26 protein-coding genes are annotated in these 23,252 nt (G+C 41.0%); 1 reads left to right on the forward strand and 25 read right to left on the reverse strand.

What is annotated here, in order from left to right:
* Positions 1–23: 23 nt before the first annotated feature.
* The 6 genes from J8L85_RS11440 to nfsB form a co-directional block, all read right to left on the reverse strand.
* Positions 24–644 (reverse strand): MarC family protein, encoded by a 621-nt coding sequence (locus J8L85_RS11440; protein WP_211017355.1) that lies wholly within the window; start codon positions 642–644, stop codon positions 24–26.
* A 169-nt stretch (positions 645–813) separates the two neighbouring features.
* Positions 814–2,304 carry an aldehyde dehydrogenase family protein gene (locus J8L85_RS11445; RefSeq protein ID WP_211017357.1) on the reverse strand — a complete coding sequence of 497 codons (1,491 nt, stop codon included), beginning with the start codon at positions 2,302–2,304 and terminating at the stop codon, positions 814–816.
* 20 nt (positions 2,305–2,324) lie between these two features.
* Positions 2,325–3,269: an NADP-dependent oxidoreductase gene (locus J8L85_RS11450; protein ID WP_211017359.1), complete on the reverse strand. Its 945-nt coding sequence runs from the start codon at positions 3,267–3,269 to the stop codon at positions 2,325–2,327.
* 23 nt (positions 3,270–3,292) lie between these two features.
* A complete protein-coding gene (budA, locus tag J8L85_RS11455; RefSeq protein WP_076455216.1) occupies positions 3,293–4,153 on the reverse strand; it encodes an acetolactate decarboxylase in 861 nt (286 codons plus the stop codon).
* 33 nt (positions 4,154–4,186) lie between these two features.
* On the reverse strand, positions 4,187–4,810 hold the full coding sequence (locus J8L85_RS11460) for an antibiotic biosynthesis monooxygenase (protein WP_211017361.1): 624 nt from the start codon (positions 4,808–4,810) through the stop codon (positions 4,187–4,189).
* Between the two features lie 30 nt (positions 4,811–4,840).
* Entirely contained in the window at positions 4,841–5,494 is a 654-nt protein-coding gene (nfsB, locus tag J8L85_RS11465) for an oxygen-insensitive NAD(P)H nitroreductase (RefSeq protein ID WP_211017363.1), read from the reverse strand.
* Between the two features lie 252 nt (positions 5,495–5,746).
* Here nfsB and J8L85_RS11470 point away from each other — a divergent pair, with 252 nt between their 5' ends.
* Positions 5,747–6,130, forward strand: coding sequence for a helix-turn-helix domain-containing protein (locus J8L85_RS11470; protein WP_282103037.1), 384 nt, complete (start codon positions 5,747–5,749; stop codon positions 6,128–6,130).
* Between the two features lie 128 nt (positions 6,131–6,258).
* Here the strand turns inward: J8L85_RS11470 and J8L85_RS11475 are convergent, their stop codons facing one another.
* From J8L85_RS11475 to J8L85_RS11565, 19 genes are all read right to left on the reverse strand, one after another.
* The gene (locus J8L85_RS11475) at positions 6,259–7,140 is read right to left on the reverse strand and encodes a nuclear transport factor 2 family protein (RefSeq protein WP_247656638.1); all 882 of its coding nucleotides are present in this window, start codon (positions 7,138–7,140) and stop codon (positions 6,259–6,261) included.
* Between the two features lie 191 nt (positions 7,141–7,331).
* The gene (locus J8L85_RS11480; RefSeq protein WP_211017365.1) at positions 7,332–8,177 is read right to left on the reverse strand and encodes an SDR family oxidoreductase; all 846 of its coding nucleotides are present in this window, start codon (positions 8,175–8,177) and stop codon (positions 7,332–7,334) included.
* Positions 8,178–8,287: 110 nt separating this feature from the next.
* Positions 8,288–9,160: a helix-turn-helix transcriptional regulator gene (locus J8L85_RS11485; protein ID WP_211017367.1), complete on the reverse strand. Its 873-nt coding sequence runs from the start codon at positions 9,158–9,160 to the stop codon at positions 8,288–8,290.
* Between the two features lie 116 nt (positions 9,161–9,276).
* Positions 9,277–10,068 (reverse strand): SDR family NAD(P)-dependent oxidoreductase, encoded by a 792-nt coding sequence (locus tag J8L85_RS11490; protein ID WP_211017369.1) that lies wholly within the window; start codon positions 10,066–10,068, stop codon positions 9,277–9,279.
* Between the two features lie 190 nt (positions 10,069–10,258).
* Positions 10,259–11,017: a 2OG-Fe(II) oxygenase gene (locus tag J8L85_RS11495; protein WP_247656639.1), complete on the reverse strand. Its 759-nt coding sequence runs from the start codon at positions 11,015–11,017 to the stop codon at positions 10,259–10,261.
* A gap of 407 nt (positions 11,018–11,424) precedes the next feature.
* On the reverse strand, positions 11,425–12,408 hold the full coding sequence (locus J8L85_RS11500; protein WP_211017374.1) for a zinc-dependent alcohol dehydrogenase family protein: 984 nt from the start codon (positions 12,406–12,408) through the stop codon (positions 11,425–11,427).
* Between the two features lie 41 nt (positions 12,409–12,449).
* Positions 12,450–13,298, reverse strand: a complete 849-nt coding sequence (locus J8L85_RS11505; protein ID WP_247656640.1) for an enoyl-CoA hydratase/isomerase family protein — start codon at positions 13,296–13,298, stop codon at positions 12,450–12,452.
* A 122-nt stretch (positions 13,299–13,420) separates the two neighbouring features.
* Positions 13,421–14,341 carry an AraC family transcriptional regulator gene (locus tag J8L85_RS11510; protein WP_247656641.1) on the reverse strand — a complete coding sequence of 307 codons (921 nt, stop codon included), beginning with the start codon at positions 14,339–14,341 and terminating at the stop codon, positions 13,421–13,423.
* Positions 14,342–14,371: 30 nt separating this feature from the next.
* Positions 14,372–15,478 (reverse strand): major royal jelly family protein, encoded by a 1,107-nt coding sequence (locus J8L85_RS11515; protein WP_247656642.1) that lies wholly within the window; start codon positions 15,476–15,478, stop codon positions 14,372–14,374.
* A gap of 1 nt (position 15,479) precedes the next feature.
* The gene (locus J8L85_RS11520; RefSeq protein ID WP_211017376.1) at positions 15,480–16,313 is read right to left on the reverse strand and encodes a DUF4437 domain-containing protein; all 834 of its coding nucleotides are present in this window, start codon (positions 16,311–16,313) and stop codon (positions 15,480–15,482) included.
* 48 nt (positions 16,314–16,361) lie between these two features.
* Positions 16,362–16,829, reverse strand: a complete 468-nt coding sequence (locus J8L85_RS11525; RefSeq protein ID WP_211017378.1) for a cupin domain-containing protein — start codon at positions 16,827–16,829, stop codon at positions 16,362–16,364.
* 31 nt (positions 16,830–16,860) lie between these two features.
* The gene (locus J8L85_RS11530; protein ID WP_211017380.1) at positions 16,861–17,868 is read right to left on the reverse strand and encodes a zinc-binding alcohol dehydrogenase family protein; all 1,008 of its coding nucleotides are present in this window, start codon (positions 17,866–17,868) and stop codon (positions 16,861–16,863) included.
* A gap of 26 nt (positions 17,869–17,894) precedes the next feature.
* On the reverse strand, positions 17,895–18,569 hold the full coding sequence (locus J8L85_RS11535) for an NAD(P)H-dependent oxidoreductase (protein WP_211017382.1): 675 nt from the start codon (positions 18,567–18,569) through the stop codon (positions 17,895–17,897).
* A 217-nt stretch (positions 18,570–18,786) separates the two neighbouring features.
* Positions 18,787–19,416, reverse strand: coding sequence for an alpha-ketoglutarate-dependent dioxygenase AlkB (locus tag J8L85_RS11540; RefSeq protein ID WP_211017384.1), 630 nt, complete (start codon positions 19,414–19,416; stop codon positions 18,787–18,789).
* Between the two features lie 80 nt (positions 19,417–19,496).
* Positions 19,497–20,291, reverse strand: coding sequence for an SDR family oxidoreductase (locus J8L85_RS11545; RefSeq protein ID WP_211017386.1), 795 nt, complete (start codon positions 20,289–20,291; stop codon positions 19,497–19,499).
* A 19-nt stretch (positions 20,292–20,310) separates the two neighbouring features.
* Positions 20,311–21,255, reverse strand: coding sequence for an aldo/keto reductase (locus tag J8L85_RS11550; RefSeq protein WP_211017388.1), 945 nt, complete (start codon positions 21,253–21,255; stop codon positions 20,311–20,313).
* Between the two features lie 22 nt (positions 21,256–21,277).
* The gene (locus J8L85_RS11555; protein WP_211017389.1) at positions 21,278–21,751 is read right to left on the reverse strand and encodes a DNA starvation/stationary phase protection protein; all 474 of its coding nucleotides are present in this window, start codon (positions 21,749–21,751) and stop codon (positions 21,278–21,280) included.
* Positions 21,752–21,817: 66 nt separating this feature from the next.
* Complete coding sequence (locus J8L85_RS11560) at positions 21,818–22,117, reverse strand: putative quinol monooxygenase (RefSeq protein WP_211017390.1); 300 nt, start codon at positions 22,115–22,117, stop codon at positions 21,818–21,820.
* Positions 22,118–22,156: 39 nt separating this feature from the next.
* Positions 22,157–23,212, reverse strand: coding sequence for an L-dopachrome tautomerase-related protein (locus J8L85_RS11565; protein ID WP_211017391.1), 1,056 nt, complete (start codon positions 23,210–23,212; stop codon positions 22,157–22,159).
* Positions 23,213–23,252: the final 40 nt, after the last annotated feature.

The following is a 23,252-nucleotide window of genomic DNA, read 5'->3' on the forward strand; positions in this document are numbered from 1 at the left end:
AGGATAGAAAAAAGTCGATTATGTTAGTTTGTAAGGGCAAATGAAATTTTAATGCCCTGAATCACCATATCGGTGCCAATGATCGCAATGATCAAGCCCATAATTTTTCCTATGACCGATATAACGTTGTGACCGATTTTTTTAATGAACACGTCGCTTAGCATAAAAGTGAAATAGGTCATCAAGCACAGGAGGCCGAATATGCATATGACGATGCCGATCTTAAGATAGTCGGCATTCGACACAAAATTCATTCCCGTAACAATGGTACCAGGGCCGGCCAAAATGGGAATGGCGAGGGGTGAAATGGCGATATCCTCATCAATATGGGTTTCCTTCAAGTGTTTTACATTCGATTTTTTGGATTGTAGCATATCGAAGCCCACAAAGAAAACCAAGATCCCCCCGGCAATTTTAAAAGCGGGTATGGTGATTCCGAAAAGAAGGAATATAAACTTACCGAGCACAAGAAAGAGCGTAACGATTACAAAGGCTGTAAAAGTTGCTTTTTTACTGATGTTGTGCTGGGTCTTCCGATCGGCACCTCCCACCAGCGACAAGAAAATGGGCATATTCGAAAGTGGGTTCATTATGGCGAAAAAGCCCGTGAACACGGTAATGGAAAAGGTCAGGATGTTATCCATTTAAAAATAATGTTTTCCTTAGGGTGCCGGGTAAAAAAGCTTCGTTAAAACTCTGATCCAATACAATACCGTTAAGGAATTAAAGGCACAAGTTAATTAAAAATAATAAGCCAAGCCACGTATTAAGACGACGACTTGGCCTATAGCGAACATGTATAATCTTAGGGATTTATTGAAAATCGGCCGCTGTAAACGGATACTTTCTTGGTGTTTTTTGAACGGTGATCCAACGGACAACCGTAAATGACTTAACGCCCCATTGTCCGTTAAATCTTCCCAGACCTGAGTTTTTGACACCTCCAAAGGGAGCATAGGCACTATCGTTGACAGGTTGGTCGTTAATGTGTGTCATACCAGCTTCGATTCCTTGTGCAAATTGCATGCCTTTGGCTTCGTCTCTAGTAAATACAGAACTAGATAAGCCATAATCTGTTGCATTTGCCAATCGTAAAGCATCATCCATATCCTTAGCACGGGCAATGGATACAGCTGGCCCAAAAATTTCATTTTTAAATAGGGGGCAATTTTCATCAACATCCACAAAAACATGTGGGGGCATGTGCCAACCTTCGGCTTCGCCACCAAGGGCCATTTTGTAGCCTTGGGCCTTTGCTTCGTCTATTAAATTTTTAACCGTGTCAAACTGTGCTTGATCAATGATCGGTCCGATAAAGGTGTCGGGGTCGTTCATGTCCAATCTTTTTAGGGTCTTTACCTTGGCTATGAATTTTTCGGTGAATTCATCATAGACTTTGTCTTCTACGATAATTCTGTTTATCGCCATACAAATCTGACCTTGGTTCATAAATTTACCCCATGCGGCAGCTTCAACCGCTTGATCAATATCGGCGTCTTCTAAAACTACAAACGGACTGTTGCCACCTAGTTCTAACTCGATGTTTTTTATAACTTCTGCACTCAATGCATTTTGGCCCACTTGACGTCCCACCGGTGTAGATCCTGTAAAAGAAATCAGTTTTGAAATGGGGTGCTTGGTAATGGCCGTACCAATGGTACCTCCACCACCGGGCAATACGCTCAATAATCCTTTTGGAAATCCAGCTTCCTCAAGAAATGAGGCAAATAGTAATCCTCCTGTAACTATTGATGTTGATGCTGGTTTTAGAACCACAGCATTACCAACGGCCAAGGCGGGGCCCAGTGTACGGGCTGTTAATTGCCCTGGAAAGTTCCAAGGCGATATTAAGCCAATGACGCCGAGAGGTTGTCTAACGGCAAGAGATTCTTTTCCGTCAATATCACGAGGTAATATTTTGCCTTCGACCAAGAGGGGCAAATGCACTGAACTTTCAAAGACACTGGCGACCAATTCGGCTTCAAATAGGCCTTTGGCCAATGTTGCGCCGACTTCCTTTCTTGCCCACTCTGCAAATTCTTGCTTCCGGTTTCTTACCACTTCGGCCAATCTTTGCATCATCCTACTTTTCTCGGGAGGTAATACCGCGGCCCATTTTTTCTGTGCTACCGCTGCTATTTCAAAAGCCTCGTTTACATCTTCGGTTGTTGCACTTTTTAACGTAAACAACTCCTCTTGGTTCCAAGGGTTGATATCTTTTATTGCCGGGCCTTTTCCGTCTTTCCATTCGCCACCAACAAATATTTTTTGCGTGTAATTGGGTAATTGTTCTTGTGTTTTCATTTTCGATAGGTTCTAAAATTTTATTTGAGTGTTACTATTACTTTACCGACTGTTCTACCTTTTTCAACTTCTCTGTGGGCGTCTGCCATATCTTGAAAATCGAACACTTTGTAAAGGTTTGGCTTAATTGCTCCGTTTTCCAACATTCCCTTTAACGTATTCATGTCCTCAGCACTGGAATGCACCAAAATATTGGAAACCGATTTGTTTTCTTTTGCCGCCAAGGCGGTTATTTCTTCAGGTAAATCAAGACCTACCGTGGTAATTACAGCACCGCCATTTTTTAAAACCTTCACGGAGTTTTCCAATACTTTTCCGCCTTGGGTATCCAAAACAAAATCAATATCGGACAATACATCTTCAAAATTTTGCGTGCGATAATCGATGGCTTCATCGGCCCCCAGCGACAGTACAAAATCTCTATTTTTTGCGGAAGAAGTAGTAATAACGTAAGCTCCGAAGCTTTTTGCTATTTGGATCGCAAAGTGACCAACACCACCGGAACCGGCTTGAATCAACACTCTATCGCCTTTATTAATTTTTCCGGATAAGATTTGTAATGCCGTTAAGGCCGCCAAAGTGGTGGCTGCCGCTTCTTCAAAAGAAGTATGGTCTGGCATCTTGGCTAAATGCGCTTCTGGAGCTGCAACAAATTCCGCGTAAGCCTTACCCACACCGGGAAAGTTTACCATTCCGAATACCTTATCGCCTAATTTAAAATCACTTACCTCTGCTCCAACTTCGCTTACTGTACCGGCAATATCCCAACCTAAAATCACAGGTCGCTCTTTACCGTACATCATACCTAACATTTCGTCGTTGTATTTTGGTTTTACATCTGCGGGGTTCAGGGAGATCGCCTTTACGGCAACCAGTACTTCGTTCTTTTTTATGTTAGGTTTTTGTACTTCAGCCAAATGAAGGTTTTCTGGTCCTCCTGCTTTTTCTAATACGATTGCTTTCATTTTTATATGTTTTTTTGATTGATTTATTTCCCGTTTTGTTTAGCCGTAGCCTTTGGAGCTGCACCTTGTTTTAAGTCTTTATTTCTGAATTTTTCTGTTTCTGGAAGTTGTAAATTCACTTGATTTACTTCTTGGACTTCAATAGAAAGCTTGTCAAATTTGATGTCTTCTAGATGTCCCCCAATTTTTTTATCCTTCGATAAAAAGTGAAAGTGCATGCCGGGAATAACAATATTCCCTAAATAATCCGGAGTAAATAAACCTACTAGTGTCCCCTTAATGTTTTCCCTGGTATACATTACCCGCGTGTCTAAATATTCAAATAACGATACATCTTCATTTTCTACTTTATGGGCCGATGCCATTTTCAGGTACTTAAATTCACCTTTAATTCTATATGCATAAAAGCTATTTTTAGAAGTTGAATATTTTTGAAGCTCTCTGGTTAAATCTTCATAGGACTCAATATTTTCAACAGTTACGGTTTGTTTTGGTTGAAAATTTATCATCGTCATATTCGGAGATTCTAAATCATTTGGTGCTTCGGCTATACCACCTTCTGCATCAATCGTATAGACAACACCGTCTACAGCAACCAATTCGCCAGCTAAATGATTTACGGTGCCAATACCAATGTTACCTTGTTGGACCATCTGTTGGGGAGTGATATCGCCTTCGTAAATGCTATTTAATAAGGCAACGGTTGGTGCGTATTGATGAATGGTGTTTTCGGTATGTGGTGCTAGGCCATGTTCATCTGTGCTATGCGAATGTGGATGCCCATGCTGGTGCTCGTGTTTTTCTGAAGAAGAAAGCCCTTCTTTTGTCTGATTTCCACAGCTTGCTAAAAGCGCCAAGGAAAATAATAGAATTATTTTTTTCATGATAGTGGTTCTTAGTTGAATTTGATGCTGCGTTTAGATTTCTGTCACAAAATTCATGTATTGCTTTAAATCGCCTATCACAGCTTTTTCCATTAGTTCGCCGGTTTTTACAGCGTACGGTTGATTGAAGTGAACGTCCCAAACATCGGATTCTGTTCTCCAATGCTCATAAACAGCCAAGGTATCTTCTTGCCCATCAACCGTATACAAATCAAAGAGGATGTTCCCTTCTTCTTCTTTTCTAGTGTGGGTAATATGGTCTTCAAATTGATTTAAAAGTTCGTTTCTGTAGACCGTTTTTATTTTGAATATGAAGAAAATAACGAATACCTCATCTTCGGGGTTTGGTGATTTTGAGTGATCCGGTTGGGGATGGGTATCACCTAAAAAGTAAAAGTCTGGCGCGGTTTGCAAAGCAGTTTGTCCCACTTCCATTAACTTTTTGGTGTGGGGTTCATTGTCGTGAGACCCAATTGCCGCCTTATCTGTCCAACGTTCGTAAACAAAAAACTCATTGGGATCTGATTTGGATACAAATACCCTGATTTCTTTGTTGCCCGCTTCTTTTCTTGTGGCGACCTGTGCTTCTTTTAAGGTTGCCGTAAACATGTCTCTATGTTCTGGTTTTGCTGTAAATTTTACAATGGTACTTTTCATTTCTATTTAGATTTTGACTATAAAGTCTATTTACAATTTTGTGATTATTGTTTCTTCTGGAAATCTTGATTTTGGAAGCTTAGCATTAAAATCGGTGTCCTTTCTATAACCTAAAGAGACAACTGCCAATGCTGTATATCCTTTTTTGCGTAGACCAAACTCTTCATCCAAGGCTTTTACATCTACACCTTCCATAGGTACGGCGTCTATACCCAAGGCTGCAACCCCCAATAATAAAGACCCCATATTTAGGTATACCTGTTTTTCCATCCAATGTGGAAGGTCTTTGAGGTCGTATTTGTGTATGTCGGCAAACAACATACGTCCGCCGTGCATTTGATCTTTGAATTCTTGGGCGGCAAATCGGCCATCTTTGTCTTCTTGTTCCAAAATGCTCTTCATATAGGCTTCGTCGGCATTCGTTCTTGCGGCAATTACAATTACATGGGAAGCATCCAAAACCTTTGGTGTATTAAAATGAAAGGCACCTTCCGTACCTTTTGCAATACGTTTTTTGCCTTCTTGGGTGTCGGCGATCAAAAAGTGCCATGGCTGTAGGTTTACACTTGAAGGACTCAAGCGCAATAAAGCCTTTACTTGTTCAAAGTCTGAATCTGAGATCTTTTTAGTAGCATCGAATTCTTTTACGGAGTAACGATTGTTCAAAATTTCTGTGATGTTCATTTTATTAATTTTTATACTATCAAAATTATAGTGACAAAAGTATGTATAGTGTATTTCGTGCGCAATAACGGTCATAAAGTATAGTAGCTCTTTTGTTTTGTAGTTAATTGATTATGAGTATTTTAATGATGTAAAATTTTACTATAAAAAATATAGTTGCATACTATTTTAAAGCATATTAACTTTGTTTTGTCGTTTTATGGTTAATGAAGAAAGTTGCCTTAAGATGGTTTGCCAATAAATAATAGAGATATGGATAGAAAGGAATTGTTTGCGAAGAAGCCAAAGATCAAGATTAACGGTAAAGTATCCTTTTGCCCTACTAGCGCTGCAATGGAACTTATTGGGGGCAAATGGAAGAGTGTTATATTAACCCATTTGATTGGGGACAAAAAGCGTTATAACGAATTACGAAAAGAAATTCCCGGTATTACGGAACGCACCTTGAGTTTGCAATTAAAGCAGTTGGAGGCCGACGGTTTGGTCATTAGAAAGGTATATACCAAGAAACCACCTTTAAAAGTAGAATATACGCTTACCGAGTTTGGACAAACCCTTACCCCTATTTTAGAGCTTATTATTGAATGGGGACTGCAAGCTGCAGAAGCCAAGGGAGAATTTATATTTGAAGAATAATGTGTTAGAACAGCAAAGGCAGCTAATTAGCTGCCTTTTTACTTCCGAATCATCCTGTTCATAAACGCACGCAATGGTCTTCCCTTCATTTTTCCATCCGCATTGATCTCATTGTTCGCTCCTCGCCCTTAATCCGGAAAATTAAATTTACCATTGGTATTTTGTCTTTCCGTTTCGGGAATGATGGTTTCTATAACATCCCAATGCTCGGCTATTTTACCGTTTTCAATTCTAAACAAATCGTAAAAAGAATTATGGTCTTCCCCAAAATGGCCTTCACTAACTACTAGAACGAAATTTCCTTGACCCAGTACTTTATGTACGGTATCGTACTTCATAAAAATACCCTGTTTGGCCAATGCCTCCAAGGTTGCTCCTAAACCGGAAAGCTGATCTGGTATATTTGGGTTGTGCTGTATGTAATTATCTCCGTTAAAGTAACCTGCCAATTTAGACATATCACCATTTACAAGAATATCATGAACGAAGTTTTCGGCGAGTTCTTTGTTTTTCTCCGTGTTTTCCAAATCTGTGATTTCCGTAGCGCCATCTATCATAGTATGCCCACTAGGGTTCGGTTGCTCTGGTTTCTCCTGTAGGTTATCCCAGTGCTCAACAATTAACCCATCTTCAAACCTGAAAATATCAAAACCTATTTTTGGTCCAAAAAAATCATAATCGGTTTGCGTGAAAACAAAATCGCCATCCTCAAAAGCTCTAATCGTGTTAACTTTGGCTGAGTTTGGCGGAAGACTTTGCAACAATGCACCAAAGCCTGTTAGTCCATCTGCAATTCCAAGATTGTGTTGTATGTATTTATTCGGATTAATATAGCCAACTGGTTCTTGAGCGCCTGTTTCAATGCTTTTTAAAAGAGCAACTACTTTTTCTTTGTTCGAGATTTCCATTTTTTCTTCTTTTTTAGTTTCTGGATTTGTTGTTTTCTGACTGTTGCAAGCGGTCAACCCAATTGCTAAAATTACTGTTGCATTTAATAGTATCTTTTTCATTGTTTTATAGAATTGTTTATGGGGCAAAAATAGTTGTAGCTACAGGTGCAAAACCTATTAAAACGATCCAAAAAACTGTAAAAAACGGAAAGTTTAACCTAATGCAGTAGATCTCATACATATTTGTTAGGCATAAAAAAAGATGTAGCCCTACTAGAACTACACCTTTTTTACCGTAATATTTGGAGGAACTAAGCCAACGAATCAGCGATAACCTTGGACAAGGGAGTTGTGGGTCTGCCCAATAATTTTGAAAGTTCGCGGCTATCGTTAAAAAGGTCGCCCTTTGCGGTAGAGTTATGCGCACCTGCCAAGAAGCCGGCAATATTTTTTGGCAAACCGGCTTTTTCCAAAACTTCGGCATATTCCCCTTCGGGAAGATCAACATAGGGAATCTTCTTGCCCGTCTGCTTTGAAATTTCTTGGGCATAGTCACTCATGGTATAGGCCTCGTCACCGGCCAATTCATAAGTTTTCCCTTCATGCCCTTCCGTTGTCAAAACAATTGCGGCCGCTTCGGCTAAATCTTCACGTGTGGCCGAATTAATCTTCCCGTTGCCCGATGCACCATATAAGGTACCAAGTTCAATGGTCGCTTTTAATGAATCGGTATAATTTTCTGTATACCATCCATTTCTAAGTATTGTGTAATCGATACCGGATTCCTTTAATACTTTTTCCGTATCATAATGTTCGGGTACCAAGGCTACGCTCGAAGTATCTAAATTGATAAGGCTGGTATATGCGATCGATCCTACCTTTGCTTCTTTGGCCGCATTGATAATATTGGTGTGTTGTTCAACACGTTGGCCCAACTCGCTTCCCGAAATAAGAAGAAGTTTATCTACCCCTTTCAACGATTCGGTCATTTGCGGAAGGTTGCCATAATCGAAGGCACGAACTTCAACTCCCAGGTCTTTTCCCTTTTCCGGTGTTCTTGCCAATGCGATAATGGTACTTTCGTCCGTTCTTTCCTTTAGTTTTTCAATCACAAGTCTGCCTAATTTTCCGGTGGCACCGGTAACTGCAATTTTCATATCCTATATCTTTTAAAAAGTGAATTAAAATTTATAGGACAAAAGTATATCCGACAGTGAAGGCCATGACTATAAAAAAAGGAAGAAGTACTGTAAAAAAAGGAAAGGGGTCAACTATGCTGTTGGCGAAACATTTCTGGGGTGCTTCCGGTATGCTTCTTAAAGTACTTGTACATATTGGTAGGTTCATTAAAACCAGCCGTATAGGCTATTTCCGTAATGGACATCGGAGTATTGATCAGTAAACGTTTTATTTGGGTAACCAATATTTCGTCTATGACCATTTTGGATGATTTATTGACAATGGCCTTACATACATTATTAAGTGTCTTTGGTGTGCAGCCCATTAAATTGGCATAGTCCAAGGTTTTTTTGGTCTCAAAACAACGTTCCTCTATCAAGTGTTGAAATTGGATAAAATCGCTTACATACTTATGTTGCACCACTTTGGTGCCTTGTTTGACCTTTATTCGAAACAATCTGTAAATCAATATGTGCAATGCATTTCGAATGATACCACTTGAGAATTCGTCGTAATTTTTGGTGTATTCCAGTTCAATATCCGCCATTAGTGAAGTAATGGATTTAAAATCTTCATGGTCGACGCTTATTTTTGGTGAGGTCAAGAATTCGTTGAACAGTTCGTGGGAGCGGGCCACCTCTTTATGGCTCAACAGGCTAGCCAAGAAATCCTCGGTAAAGATCAATATAAAGCCCTTGGCCTCGGTATTTTTAAAAAACCGGTGTATTTGGTCCTTCCGGATCGTAAATATGGTTTGTGGACCGTATTCGTAATCGGTAAAATCTATGGTGTGTTTGGCCTCCCCTTCCGTAATGATCAAGATTTGATAGAAGGCCACCTTGTGCAGTTGGGTGATATCCTGCTCGATTTCACGCGCCAACAGGTCTTCCAGCCGAATTAATTCAAAGCCCAGGTCGGGCCTTGTTTCGTTGTTGAATTTTATATTCTGTATTTCGATCACTAACGATTTTTGTGAAAATAACGTTATAAAAGAATCAAAAGTAGGATTTTAAACGGGTTACTTATAGGATAAAATGAAATTTCGCATTTTCAAGGAATTAAAGGTTTTTTATGAATTTAAATAGACAGCAATGTATCTGTAGCATCCATCAATCTTTTAATTTTAACCGGATCATAGGCATCGGGATGTGCATCGCCATAACCGCCTTTGTCATTATCGAAATAGGACTTGGTCTTGGCCCTGTCCGTCATAGCCAGATCGTATAGGATATTGACACCTTTTTCGGCGGGCGACCAGTGTTGTCCGTAGGCTTCGTTCGCCATTTTGGTATTTAACAAAGAACCCGGATTCACTGCTACCACAAGAATACTTGGCTCTTTTTGGGCTAAATCAAAACTCCACATGGTCAATGCCAACTTGCTCTGGGCGTAGGCTTCATTGGTTCCTAGGTTATCGTGACCCTGCAAGGCTTCCAAGGAAACCGAAGTTTGGGCGGCGGAACTCAGGTTTACAATTCTAGCTGCATCGGCCTTTTTCAACAAGGGCAAAACAGCGTTTGTAAATAAATAGGGAGCTAAATAGTTTACTGCCAAACGTATATCCGTTCCATTGGAAGAGGAATTTGACGCACTGGTCAAAATACCTGCATTGTTCACCAGAACATCAATTTTCGGCATTTGTTCGGCGACTTTCGATGCCATTTTTTTTACATCGGCTAAATCTGAAAAATCCGCTAGAAAACCAATGATATTTTCATTGCCCGATTCCTCTTTTATTTCAGTTAAAACGGCATTTAATTTGGCTTCGCTTCTACCATGAACGGCTACAAAATGTCCTTCCTTTGCCAAACGCAAGGCCAGGCCTTTTCCTATTCCGTCCGTACTTCCTGTAATTAATATATGTTTCATTGTATTTTTTTATGTTGATGAAAACTGGCAACATCAATATTGCCAGTTTTTTAATTTTATTGGCACCGCCAAAGGGTATAATACTCCGAGGCTTGCTTCGAATTTAAAAGTTTGTTCCCTTTGAATTCCTTATGGGCTTGCCCTGAGGTGTTTTACTTTTTGTCTTAAATAATAACCTACGCTTACTGTTTTAAAATGGTGCAACGGTATCTTTAGGACCATCAGACAAACTCCAACGCTCACGAGCCGTTATATTATCTACCGTCACCACTTTAGATGTCGAACTATCAATACTACCATAACTACTTGCACCGCCTCGCGGTATTTGCATACGGTCTCCATACAGCCATACGACCAAGTTGTTGCGTTGCCCACTAGTGATGGGGTGTGTGGCATGTGGCACATTACCTCTATGGATTATTGCCTTGCCTGGCTCAAAAGTAGTTTGAACAACTCTTCTGGTGTATTTATCATGAAAATCAACTTGCGAACCCGTAAATTCTTCATCAGGTAGGTTGATATTGATATTCAAGGTAGCTGCCGAGGCATCCGTGTGGGCATGCAGATCCTTGTCTTTATCCGGATTGTACTGGATGGAAAAACCAAAGGTTTGGTTGTCATAGCCATAAGTGCCCAGTAATAAACGGGCGATCGGACGCATATAACGATCCATGATGTCGTTATAAAAAGCTTGAAAGTTAGGTGCCGCAAGGTGCCCTTCCGAACGTGGATCTAGCATAACTCCGTAACGATTCAACTGAATGCCATAAGGTGCACGTCTAGGAATTTCAGAATTTACAGTAGCTTCCAAATACTTGCGGAATTCCGCCAAGCGATCCAAATCAAAAAACTGGGCGGAGTACACACCAGGAATTATTTCTTCCCATAAATCGGCAACGGCATTTTCTTTTTCCGGATTTTCCCATGCCTCGTTGACCGCTTGTCGCAAGCGGGGGTCAAGTAGCGTTTCATCAGGAACAAGTAAATCGTCCTTGTTTTCTATTTCCCATTCAGCCCAAGCTTCTTCTAACAACTCACGGTTATCATTCCAAAATTTTGAAACCGATGGATCGCGTCGTAAAGATAATTCTCGTGATGGCACTTCTAGAGCACGAGCTTCCGCAAGTGCATTTGTATGTTCCATTGTTTTCATAAGTATATGTTTTAAGTATAGCTACTGCTATTGTTTTTATCTATAACAAAATTAAGCACGATTACCTGCTTGCCTTTGGTAGTAAAAAGGGTTGTTTTGGTAAAAAATAAGGTTTTGATATCCCTCAAAGAAAAATGCCTCCAACAGGAGGCATTTAACACAACCAATCAACCATAGGGATACATTACATATCCTTATTACCTTTAATTTTCTACCACGATTTTACCAATGGCTTTTCCACTTTGTAAATGTGCGTAAGCGTCACCCACTTGTTCCAATGAAAATCGGTTTTCATCGACTACCGGGGTTAAATGTCCCTCGTTGGAAATTTCGGCCAAACGTTTTAAAACATCCCCGTGTACGTCCCTTTTAAAGTTGTGCAACATGGGGATCAGCATAAACACTACGTGCAATGTTGCCCCTTTAAAGTGAAGCGGCGTTAAATCTAGCTCACATAAGGAAACCGTAGTGGAAATATGTCCGTTTAGGGCAACCGCCTCAATGGAATTGGTAAGGTTTGCGCCACCGACCGTATCAAAAACCACATCAAAACCACCATCGGTGTATTTAGCCGTATAATCCGTTACTTTTTCAGTAGTAAAATCAATAAAGGTCGCTCCAAATTTCTCGACGATCGCTTTTTGCCTTTCTCCGGTACCCGTCGCATATACTTCCGCACCAAAATATTTGGCCAATTGCACGGCCAAGTGACCGACACCGCCGGAACCACCGTGAACCAATACTTTCTGACCGGGCTTTACCCCTGCCCTTGTCAATCCTTCGTAAGCGGTAATCGCTACCAAGGGCAAGGCTGCGGTTTCACGCATGCTCAGTCTTTTTGGTTTGTGACCGATTAAATTGCTATCTGCAAGAATATATTCGGTCAAGCTTCCTGGTAAATCGGCCAATCCACCTGCGCAACCGTAGACTTCATCACCTACTTTAAAACCTTCGACCCCATCGCCTACGGCGGTTACGGTTCCTGCGAAATCCATTCCCAATAAAGCGGGAATAGCGGGAGACAATGGCAAATCGGAGCCCATGTTCTTTATCATCGTGTCAATCGTATTTACACTAGATGCCGCTATCTTTACCAATACGTGGTTGGCCTTTACTTCCGGTTTATCAATTTCCGAAACCTCGAATTTTGCATTTTCTCCATAATTGTTCAATAACATTGCTTTCATATCCAATCTTCTTTATTTATTTAATTGTTATTCTTGTTCTATTAATTTACTTCTTGAATATCCATCACCATTTGTTCCCAGTTCTTTTGGTTGTTATGGTCAAACTGAGCGCCATTTTCATCGGCATAGGTAAATCTTTTTATTGCAGGCGTTTTGCTTGTTGCCTGAAACAATTGGTAGGCTTCCTCTTTTAAAGCCTCTTTGATCGGTAAGTCTATGGATGCATAAACCGCACGTTTGCTAGCTGCAATAGAATCTGCCGGAAATTTAGAAATGCGTTCTGCCAAGGCATCTACATAAGGTCCTATTTCATCTGGATCCAATGCCTTGTTAATGGTTCCGAATTTTTCAGCTTCGTCCGCATCCCAATCTTTGGCACCTAAAATAATTTCCAGTGCTTTGCCTAAACCGGTTTGTCTTGCCATACGGGAGGCGCCACCACCACAGGGTAAAATGCCCATGCCTACTTCCATTTGCATAAACTTGGTTTTTCCCCTCGCTGCAAAACGCATGTCCAATGCCAATGCCATTTCGTGTCCGCCACCACGTGCAAAACCTTCAATTTTTGCGATGGTTGCTTGCGGTACCTTGCTCAATCTTTCTAAAACAGACTGTAGGTCCAAAAGCTGTACTTCATTTCTTGGTACGGCTTCCGTAGCCATGTCCCTAAGCAAGTTGGTATCGTAATGACACACCCAATATCCTGGATTTGAAGATTCAAAAACGACTACTTTTACGCTTCTATCGCGTTCTAATCGCAAACAAAGACTGCTTAAGTCCGCCAGCATTTCTTGCCCTTGTACGTTTACAGGACCAAAGTTTATGGTCACTGTTAAAATTCCGCCTTTTTGTTCTGCCGTAAATGTTTGAAAATTCTTGTAGTCCATCATCTTGGGTTTTAGGTTATTTAGTGTTCTGTTATAATTACAGGACAAAGTTACCTGGGCACCCAAGCTTTATTTTGGTAGAAAAACCAGAGGTATTGGTAAAAAATAAGGTTTCTGGTAATAACTTAGGCTAGATTGGCTTTAAATGCCCTCAGACTGATGCCTTTGTAGGTTTTAAAGGTTTTGTTTAAATGGCTGGAATCTGTAAAACCAAGATCGATAGCAATTTCCGAATCTTGTGCATCGGTGTACTTTAATCGCGTCTCCACCAATTTTAATTTGTAGTTGATGATGTATTTTTTTAGGGATACATCGGTATGTTTTTTAAAGTATTCGCTGATGTAATTGTCGGCCATGTGAAATTCTTCGGCCAAGCTCTTGGTAGTGAGCAATTCGGAATGGTAAATATTAGTGTGAATGTAGTTGATGATTTGCTGAATCTTGGATGATTTTACTGCTTTTACGGTCTCCGCCGTATTGATAAACTGAATGTTTCGAGCAATAAGATGCAGTATAACGGACAAGGAATTTTGAATGATAAAATTATCGAAGGTCTGTTCTCTCATATACTCGGTGGCAACCATATTGATCAAGGATACCAAGTGTAATCTATCCGATTCGGTTTCAAACTGCATTTCACGAAGCTGATGACTTTCACTATTGAGGATTTCCTCGATTTTTCGGAACCAACCGTTTACGGGCAATTTTCCGTTTTGGGAAGATGTGTTTCTGAAGAAGCTCTTTAAGAACTTTATGGCCACGGTAGTCGTAGCGGAATCGGGATTTACGATATAAATATCATCCGGAATAAAAACGAATATACTATTTGAGGTGTAAGGAACGGTTTTGCCATTTATTTTTATAGTTCCCGTTCCCTTTTCAAAATACAGTATTTCAAAAAAACGAATGGTCGTGTATTTGCAAAATTCAAAGAAAGTCTGTTCTTCGTATTTCGCAATTACAATATTTTCTATAATGGTACGGGCCATGTGCGATTCGCTTGTTTCTTTATTGGGCAGTCCTTTAAGTAAGATACTAAAAAACAACCTCTAAGTGGGTTAAGCTAATATTAATTTTCATCGAAAAGAAACCCCTTCTACAACTGGTTTGAACCTAAAGATGTAAAACGGTTTTGTTGATTTGTCCTTCCCATTGTTAAATACGGCCCCATGATTTACCTGTGCAGCGGATACGTACATATATCCATCTACATGGTTGTAGCTTACGCCATCGGGCCATACCATATTTTCGTCCTGTATCATGGTTTTTACACTGCGGTCTTTGGCCATGACGACGGCAACACTTTTGGTTTCCAGCGCAGTTAAATAAAGGTTTCCTTCTTTGTCGATGGACATTCCGCCATTGTTGGGTTTGTCGGAATAGGTTTCTATTCTACTGTCCAAATCGGCATCGGTCAGGGCTTCGTTGACCAAATCCACGGTTTTGATACGGTAGATTTTTGGTCCGTTCAAAGGTCCGTAGTAGATATATTCAAAGCTAGCATCGGCAGTAATTCCGTCATTTCCAATCAACAAATCCTTTCCATTTACTGCCAGATGCTTGCCATTGATTACGGTAGGAGTATTTTCAGGTTTCGTAGTGCGGGTACCCTCGAGAACACGACGTGTCTTTCCGGTCTTCATATCAACAATAATAAAGGCAGCTTTGCTCCCATCACCTCCGTTACCGATACCTTCATCGGCGATGATAAAATAACCGTGCTTGGTATCCACTACCATATCGTTGGGTTGCGAAATGGATGGTACACTGGATTTTGGCAAGTAGTAAATGCGCTCCAAGGCATCGGTTTTGGTGTTCCAGCCTACAATTTTTGGCGTTACATTGTCGCGTTGGGCCATATCAATCATCCAAACAACCCCGTTTTCATCATTACGGATACCCAAAACATTGCTCAAATAATTATCATCCGTAGCTCTTGGGGTGTTCCATTCCAAATTTGGGAAGGGTGTGGTCGTATTTGTTTTTTTATCGAACTTGACCACTCTAATTTCCGGGGCAAAAAAGGGGTGGTGACTGTATACCAATTGCCCATCGTGGGTAAAGGCAATATTGCCTACCGCTTGGTCTACCGTGGCATAGGTTTCCGCTTCTGCCAAGGTTTTTTGTGCTTGAACGACCATGACCGAAGTAAATAAACTCAATAGTAAACTTGTCTTTTTCATCTTACTTTACCTCAAAACTACCGTTACTTCGTATGTAAATAACCGTTTCCTTAGTTGTGGAAATGAAGGCCTTGGCATTTTCTTCAGCCCCGAAATACGAGCCCGGTCGTAATTCGTTTTTAGCTTCTTTTTTAGAAAATTGATGGCTTAAGTTTCCGGAAATAACCACCGCCCTGAAATTCGGACTCAAATTTTTTATGCTTCCGTTAAAACCGGCCGGTAGTTTTAAAAGTGTCGCACGCAATTGGTTTTCATCGTGACTGCCCCACAAAAAGGCGGTTTCTACATTGCTCTTATCTGCCACCCATTCAATATCGTTGGCATGTAACCAAACCATATTCGATTGATCCACATTCACAGGGCGTTCCCCATTGTCAAAAGCCTCTGAAGTCGGTTTTACTAAATAGGGCCCCTCTTGAATGTCTAAGAACGCCATATTCTCCTCACCATCAGCCGCGGTGATATGTGCTTCGCCTGCAGGTTGTTGCCAATACGAACCTGCTGGCAACCATTGTTTTTCGGCTTTTTCATCATCGTTATGCAACAATCCTTGTATAACCACACCACGATAGGTAATGTTGTGAATGTGCGGTGGCGACGAAAATCCTTTGTTGAATTTTACTAAAAATCCTGCGGGTTCGTTTTTGGTACGGTCGCCCCAAAGTTTTCCTGCGGCCGGACTTTTATCACCTCGTAGCGGATTTAACCATCCCCATTCTACCTTGTCCGCCGTAACCACCTCGTTTTGCGATTTTACTGGGTCAGTGGTCGGTGTTTGGGCGTTTGTATAGACCGTTGTTGCTATGGCCCATGCCAGTAGTAGTTGTTTTTTCATTTTGATTTTTTTTACTATTCTAACTAGTTCTCTGTTTATATGCCAGTCTTATTCGCTTTTCTTTAAATAATCGGGTAATTCCTTACTCAGCCAATCTTGACGTACCGGAACGTGCACATCTAAGTCCACCGTCTTTTCCAATGCCCAAAATTCATGTGGAACGTTTTCTGGAAAGACAATAACCTCTCCGCCCGAAACAATAACAAATTCCTCTTTGCCGTCTATTATGGTCTTGATTTTTACCTTTCCGGACATGATATAGGTAATCTGCTCATTAGGGTGTTGGTGCCAAGGAATATGCGCGCCTTCTTCTAAATCGAAAATGGTCATTTGTCCTTTTTCGCCATGAAACCACTTGCGCTTTATTCCTTCGCCAATAGTCTCCGATTCCATTTCATCAAAATTGAAATGTTGCACTTTTGAAGTGGCCAGGGAATCTATTGTCGTTACTTGTGCATTGGCCGTAGTACCGGCGTATATTGCCGCTATGACCAAAATTTTGAGTGTAGTTTTCATTTTCTATTTTAATTATTTCTACTCATGGTGTCTAAAATCCTTCCAAAACAATCTTCCCCTTTGCTTTTCCCGTTTCCAAAAAAGCGTGGGCTTTTCTAAGGTTCTCGGCATTTATGGTTCCGAAGTGTTCACCTAAAGTGGTCTTAATCGTTTTGCTATCGATCAACTCGGAAACCTTGTTAAGAATGTTGTGCTGTTCGACCATATCTTCCGTTTGGAACATGGAACGGGTAAACATTAACTCAATGTGAGTAGACACGGCCTTACCTTTAAAAGGCATTACGTTCAGTGATTTCGGGTCGTCAATAAACCCGAATTTACCTTGGGGCTTGATCAACTTGGCAATTTCCTCTACATGTTGTTCCGTCGCATTTAGGCTCACTACATATTCTGGTGCAGGTAGACCGTATTTCTCGAACTCTTCACTTAATTTATTCCTATGGTTAATAACCGAGTCGGCACCCAATTCCTTTAACCAAGCCGTAGTTTCCTCACGGGAAGCCGTAGCAATGATATTCAGTTTGGTCAATTTTTTGGCCAATTGCACCAAAATGGACCCCACACCACCGGCGGCACCTATGACTAAAATGGACTTGCTAGCATCGTTTTTGGCGACTTCCAATCTATCGAACAACATTTCCCAGGCCGTAAGCGAAGTCAAGGGTAAGGCAGCTGCTTCCGCATAAGACAAGCTCGCTGGTTTTTTGCCCACGATACGCTCATCTACCACTTGAAACTGCGCATAGCTTCCTTGTCTTGTAAAATCGCCTGCATACCAAACTTCATCACCAATCTTAAAGAGGCTAACATCCTCTCCTACCTCTTTAACGACTCCCGTGGCATCCCAACCGATAACCTTCCAATCATCACCTTGTACAGGCATTCCGGCCCGTACTTTGTAATCGGCTGGGTTTACCGAAATTGCTTTTATCTCCACCAATATATCTTTGCCGGTAACCTTGGGCATGGCCAATTCTACGTCTTGTAATGATTTTACATCCTCAATGGGGAGGTTCTCTTTGTATCCTATTGCTTTCATTTTATATTTTTTTAAGGATGATAGAATTACTTCCAAGTAACGATATCATCAAAATTTCTTCTCGATTTTTTAAATTCCGGATCGGCTTTTCTATAACCGAAAGCGACCATAAAGGAAAGTCCGTATTTGTCGGTATCCACACCAAATTTTTCTTTTAATAAAGCCTCTGCTTTTTCTTGGTGGAAACCTTCTATAGGGCAACTGTCTATACCCGTTAAGGCGGCGGAAGTCATCATATTTCCCAAAGCGATATAGGTTTGCTTCGAGGCCCAGTCAAACAATTTTTTATCGTTGTCGAGATTAAAATCCCGCTCCTGAAATTCCCTATACAACCTAGCATACGTCTCAATTACATCCTTGGGCAATTGCTTTACATCTTTCATCATGTGCGTAATGTATTCCGAATCGTACTTTACCATAGGGGCCTTCATGGCCAAGCCCAATACAAAGTGGCTGGCGGTATCTAATTTTAAGGGGGCTCCCCAGGCCACAGGTTTTAACGATTCGCGTAGGTCCTTATCCTGTACCACAATAAAATGCCAAGGTTCAAAACCAAAGGAACTTGGTGATAAATGTGCGGTCTCCAAGATAAATTTCATATCCTCTTCCGAAATGGTTTTGGTAGGGTCGAACTCCTTGGTAGCATGCCTATATTTAAATGCATTGATAATTTCTTCCTTTGCGATGTTCGGTGTATTCATTTGTATGTCTTTAAAAAGTTATTTTCTTAAGTTGGGACAAAGGTAGGTGTACAGCTAGGCTGCTTTAGGGTAAGAAAAAAGGAGATATAGGTACAAATAGAGGTTTTTTAGCTTTGAATCCTTGTTTTTTACCTGCTCTCGCTAAAAAAACGGCAGCTTGTTCCTTCTTTGGAACGGAAAACAAGGTATTAGGCCTTTATAAGTACAAAAGAAAGGGTTAGCCAACCCATCTAAATGTAAGATTGATCCTAGGTGGGATTTGTCGTGAGGTTTTTGGGACTTTGTGTTTCCAGTTTTCTTGCGTTGCTCCCTGCATGAGAAGTAGGCTTCCATGGGCCAAGGGTATATCAAGGCGTTTGAAGTCTTTTTGGGTAGCATGTTTTAGTTGGAAAGGCCTTGTGGCCCCAAAAGTAACGGAAGCAATGACGGTGTTTTTACGTTGGGCACCTTTATAATCTTGGTGCCAGTCTACACTGTCTTTACCATCTCTGTAGTAATTCAGTAGGCAACGTGTAAAATTTACGTGAACTTCCTGCTCTATGCGCTCTTTAATAAAAAGCAAATCAGCATTCCATACATGCATTTTACTTTTTGTATTCGTGTATTGAATATCCTTGCTGACGTCGCCATACCAAGCGGTCAATCGAGGGTAGTCTACATTTTTACCATGAATGGTAATTTGCTCTTGCTGCCAAGGAGTGTGTTTTAATAAGTTCTTGAATAGCCTATTGCTCTCTTCTAAACTGAAGAAATTCTCGAACAAAATAACATCGGCTCCTGGTAGATCAAATTCCGTTTTACGGACTTCATTTGTTGAAAATAAGTCCCCTTGATTAAATAAATCCATCTCTTCCTTCTTAAACCATTCTTATTTAAACCAAACTAAGAACCCAGATCTACCAGCAGCTTTTTATGTTAACCATTGCTTTACAGAATAGACCGGATCAACCCGCCTTCAACCCTAATGGATGCCCCATTGGTGGCCGAAGCCAAATCACTACAATAATATACTATGGTATTGGCGACTTCATCGACCGAGGCAAAGCGTCCGATCAAGGATGTTGGGCGCATGTTTTTAAAGAAGTTCTCTTCGACCACTTCCTCCGAAACATTCTCGGCCTTGGCCAAATCTTGGATAAAACCACTCACACCCTTTGATTTTGTCGGTCCCGGCAAAATGGAATTCACCGTAACATTAGTGCCTTTGGTCAATTCCGCTAATCCCCTACTAACGGCCAACTGCGCCGTTTTTGTCATACCGTAGTGAATCATTTCATCGGGAATGAATACGGCCGATTCGCTGGAAATAAAAATAACCCTGCCCCAGTTTTTCTTCAGCATTTTCGGGAAATAATGACGTGCCAAACGGATGCCGCTCATGACATTGACCTCAAAAAAACGAAACCAGTCCTCATCGGGAATATCGGCAAATGCCTTAGGTTCAAAAATACCTGTGTTGTTTATAAGGATATCCACTTCTGGAACTTCCTTTAGCAGTCTGTCAATATCCTCAACTTTAGAAAAATCCGCTGCAACCCCGGATACGTTATTGTTTTGGGTACTTGCCTTTAATTTTTCTACCGCGGCATCTACCGTTTCTTGTTTTCTTCCGTTTATGATTATGGTAGCTCCTTCCTTTAAGAGCCGCTCCGCTGTTGCATAGCCAATACCAGCGGTAGAACCACTGATAAAGGCAGTCTTATCTTTAATTTTTAAATCCATTTTTCTTCTCTTTTAAAAATTATTTACTGGCTGTTTCAAGTAATTCCAGGTCTTCGGCATCCAAATTCAATTTAGGCGCATCGAACAAGGTTTGTAATTGGGCTTTACTTGTGGCACTGACGATGGGTGCCGCAACATGTGGTTGGGCCATTAACCAAGCCAGCGCCACGGTTGCCTGTTTGGTGCCGTGTTTTTCCGAAACGGTATCGAGGGCCTTGATGATTTCCATACCTTTTGGGGTTAAGTATTGTTTTACACTACCTCCGCGAACACTCTTGTTCAAATCATCTTCGGAACGGTATTTACCGGTCAAGAATCCACTTGCCAAAGAAAAATAGGTCATTACACTTAGTCCGTGTTCTTCAACAACACCGGCATATTTGCTTTCGTAACCTTCGCGCTCCACCAAGTTGTAATGCGGTTGCAAGGCCACGTATTTGGGAAGGTTGTTCACTTCCGAAACCTTAAGGGACTCAAGCAATCTTTCGGGCGATAGATTGGAGGCTGCAATATGGCGCACTTTGCCTGCCTTTATGATTTCGTCGTAGGCGGACAGCGTTTCTTCCACAGGGGTAACATCATCGTCAAAATGGGTGTAGTACAAGTCTATATAATCGGTCTGAAGGCGTTGTAAGGACTCGTCCACCGATTTTAAAATGTGCTTCTTGCTAATATCTTTAGGGTGTTCCTTGGTCTCAGAACCTACTTTGGTGGCCAGCACTATTTGGTCCCTGTTGCCCCGCTCTTTCATCCATTTTCCGATAATGGTCTCCGATTGTCCGCCAACACCGTTCACCCACCAGCTGTAGGTATCCGCGGTGTCGATAAAATTAAAGCCCGCATCGGTAAAGGCATCTAAAATTTCAAAGGATTGCTTTTCGTCCAATGTCCAACCAAAGACATTGCCACCAAAATTAATTCGTGATACTTCTAGATCTGTATTTCCTATGTTTACTTTTTTCATCTTAATCCTGTCTATAATTATGCTATTTTAAATGAGCCCTTAAGAACCACGCCGTTTTCTCGTGTTCTTCCAATAAGGCGGTAATAAAATCACTGGTTCCCAAGTCTTTGTATGTGTCCGCCAAAGGAATAATAATCTCCCTGAGATGAATACAAATGGTCTCGTGGTCTTGCAGTAATTCTTTAATAAATCCGGTGGAACTATTATCGTTCTGTTCGCGTTCGGTCAAGTGCGTCAAGGCCAAAAACTCTTTTAGGGTGGCCGGGGCATAGTGTCCCAAAGAACGTATGCGTTCCGCAATGTTATCTATCCTTTCCGCCAATTCCTCGTACTGAGTCTCGAAAAATTTATGCTTGTCATAAAAATCGGGGCCTTCCACATTCCAATGTGCATTTCTGGTCTTTGTATAAAGCACATACTCGTCCGCCAAAATTATTGATAAAGCATCAACAACGGCTTGTCGGTTTTCCTCTGTAATACCAATGTTTGTTTTCATCTTTCTGTTTTTTAATATTCTTGTAATAGGAAAAACGCACTTTGGTATCAAAGTACGTTTTCGTGTTTATTTTACTATTTCGGTCATTTTGTTAACCTTGAATTCCTCTAATTTGCCTTCGGTCGCTTTTTTGAATTGTAAAAAATGTTCGCTTTGGCCATGGGCTTTAATGGCCTCTAGACTAGCCCATCTTTCGTATACGAAAAATTGATTTGGGTTGTCGTTATCGGAATGAAGCACATAATCGATATTGCCTTCTTCTGCTCTGCTCCCTTGTCCAACTTTTACGAGTTCAGATTTAACCGATTCCCTGTCCTCTTCTTTTGCCGTAATCTTTGCGATTATCGTTACATACGATTTTTTCATGTTGCCGTACTTTATTAATTAATTGTATTTCTATTTAGTTTACTTCGCTAAATCCGTTTTGATCACCAAATATGGACCTACGCTCTCTTCCTTGCCATTGTTTAATGCTGCGGTCTTGTTCAATTGGTCCACAGTACCATATATAAACCCGTCATTTCCAACATACAGCCCATCGGGCCATGTCTGGCCTTCGGGAATCTTGGCCCATGTTTGATAGGCCTCTTTGGTAGAAATTCCGATTTCCCCATCAGCGACGTTGGTTACATAAACCGTTCCGTTCCCATCTACTGCCATTCCGTCCGAAAAAGATTTTGCTCCGAATGTTTCGATGGTATTTATCAGTTTATCATCTGAATCAAAGCTGCTTGCAGGCACCCTATACATGGTCTTTCCGTGTAAGGCCCCGTAGTACACCCAATTAAATTGTGGATCGATGGCAATGGGGTTCAAGGCAAATCCGCCTTCCATTTCAGGCATCATAGATGGGTGGCTTTGGGCCATTCTCCTTGCTTCGCCATTTTTGGTATTTATTACGATAAAGGCAGGTTCGGGAGCACTTTTAAGGTCCCCTTGTGTCATGTCTGCAATAATGACACGGTCATGTTTTTCGTCGATAACAAAATCCTGTAAAAAACTGGCGGGTTTTACAACGGCATCGGGAACGGCAATGGTCTTTACTAATTTTTCGTTTTTGGTGTCCCAAACCACAAACTGCTTGGTCTCCATATCCAATAGCCAAAGGTTGTCTTTACTGTCGACCCTAATGCCTATTACCGCTTTTAAGATTGAATTGTCACCGGTTGCATATTCATCGTTCGGATAAGCTACGTTTTTACCATTCTTATTCAGTTCATAAACCTTGGTCGTTGGTGACACCAAGGGATTCATGGTAACGAAAAGTCTGCCGTTAACGGTGAGTGCCAAATTTCCAGGACGAATATCTTGACTGGAAAATACGGTTTCGACCTTTTTTGTTTTCTCGGTTGCCATTTCCGTGGATGCCGTTTGCTTCGAACCTTCATTTTCTGTTTCGTTTGCCGACTTGCACATCACAAATAAGGATGCCATAGCTGATACTAATAATACTTTTTTCATTTTATGATATGGATCGTTAATTTTAAGTTCTTTGCAAATG

Origin of the sequence: Maribacter sp. MMG018 (assembly GCF_018100785.1) — a bacterium.
GTDB lineage: Bacteria > Bacteroidota > Bacteroidia > Flavobacteriales > Flavobacteriaceae > Maribacter.

Excerpts from the sequence above, each read along its gene's own strand:
- J8L85_RS11525 (WP_211017378.1), bottom strand. The coding sequence starts at position 16,829 with ATGAAAACTACACTCAAAATTTTGGTCATAGCGGCAATATACGCCGGT.
- J8L85_RS11535 (WP_211017382.1), bottom strand. The coding sequence starts at position 18,569 with ATGAATACACCGAACATCGCAAAGGAAGAAATTATCAATGCATTTAAA.
- J8L85_RS11550 (WP_211017388.1), bottom strand. The coding sequence starts at position 21,255 with ATGAAAAAAGTAAACATAGGAAATACAGATCTAGAAGTATCACGAATT.
- J8L85_RS11545 (WP_211017386.1), bottom strand. The coding sequence starts at position 20,291 with ATGGATTTAAAAATTAAAGATAAGACTGCCTTTATCAGTGGTTCTACC.
- J8L85_RS11520 (WP_211017376.1), bottom strand. The coding sequence starts at position 16,313 with ATGAAAAAACAACTACTACTGGCATGGGCCATAGCAACAACGGTCTAT.
- J8L85_RS11445 (WP_211017357.1), bottom strand. The coding sequence starts at position 2,304 with ATGAAAACACAAGAACAATTACCCAATTACACGCAAAAAATATTTGTT.
- J8L85_RS11475 (WP_247656638.1), bottom strand. The coding sequence starts at position 7,140 with ATGAAAAAGATACTATTAAATGCAACAGTAATTTTAGCAATTGGGTTG.
- J8L85_RS11555 (WP_211017389.1), bottom strand. The coding sequence starts at position 21,751 with ATGAAAACAAACATTGGTATTACAGAGGAAAACCGACAAGCCGTTGTT.
- budA (WP_076455216.1), bottom strand. The coding sequence starts at position 4,153 with ATGAAAAAAATAATTCTATTATTTTCCTTGGCGCTTTTAGCAAGCTGT.
- J8L85_RS11480 (WP_211017365.1), bottom strand. The coding sequence starts at position 8,177 with ATGAAAATTGCAGTTACCGGTGCCACCGGAAAATTAGGCAGACTTGTG.
- J8L85_RS11505 (WP_247656640.1), bottom strand. The coding sequence starts at position 13,298 with ATGATGGACTACAAGAATTTTCAAACATTTACGGCAGAACAAAAAGGC.
- J8L85_RS11460 (WP_211017361.1), bottom strand. The coding sequence starts at position 4,810 with ATGAAAAGTACCATTGTAAAATTTACAGCAAAACCAGAACATAGAGAC.
- J8L85_RS11470 (WP_282103037.1), top strand. The coding sequence starts at position 5,747 with ATGGATAGAAAGGAATTGTTTGCGAAGAAGCCAAAGATCAAGATTAAC.
- J8L85_RS11440 (WP_211017355.1), bottom strand. The coding sequence starts at position 644 with ATGGATAACATCCTGACCTTTTCCATTACCGTGTTCACGGGCTTTTTC.
- J8L85_RS11560 (WP_211017390.1), bottom strand. The coding sequence starts at position 22,117 with ATGAAAAAATCGTATGTAACGATAATCGCAAAGATTACGGCAAAAGAA.
- J8L85_RS11500 (WP_211017374.1), bottom strand. The coding sequence starts at position 12,408 with ATGAAAGCAATGTTATTGAACAATTATGGAGAAAATGCAAAATTCGAG.
- J8L85_RS11540 (WP_211017384.1), bottom strand. The coding sequence starts at position 19,416 with ATGGATTTATTTAATCAAGGGGACTTATTTTCAACAAATGAAGTCCGT.
- J8L85_RS11530 (WP_211017380.1), bottom strand. The coding sequence starts at position 17,868 with ATGAAAGCAATAGGATACAAAGAGAACCTCCCCATTGAGGATGTAAAA.
- nfsB (WP_211017363.1), bottom strand. The coding sequence starts at position 5,494 with ATGAACATCACAGAAATTTTGAACAATCGTTACTCCGTAAAAGAATTC.
- J8L85_RS11490 (WP_211017369.1), bottom strand. The coding sequence starts at position 10,068 with ATGAAACATATATTAATTACAGGAAGTACGGACGGAATAGGAAAAGGC.
- J8L85_RS11450 (WP_211017359.1), bottom strand. The coding sequence starts at position 3,269 with ATGAAAGCAATCGTATTAGAAAAAGCAGGAGGACCAGAAAACCTTCAT.
- J8L85_RS11565 (WP_211017391.1), bottom strand. The coding sequence starts at position 23,212 with ATGAAAAAAGTATTATTAGTATCAGCTATGGCATCCTTATTTGTGATG.
- J8L85_RS11515 (WP_247656642.1), bottom strand. The coding sequence starts at position 15,478 with ATGAAAAAGACAAGTTTACTATTGAGTTTATTTACTTCGGTCATGGTC.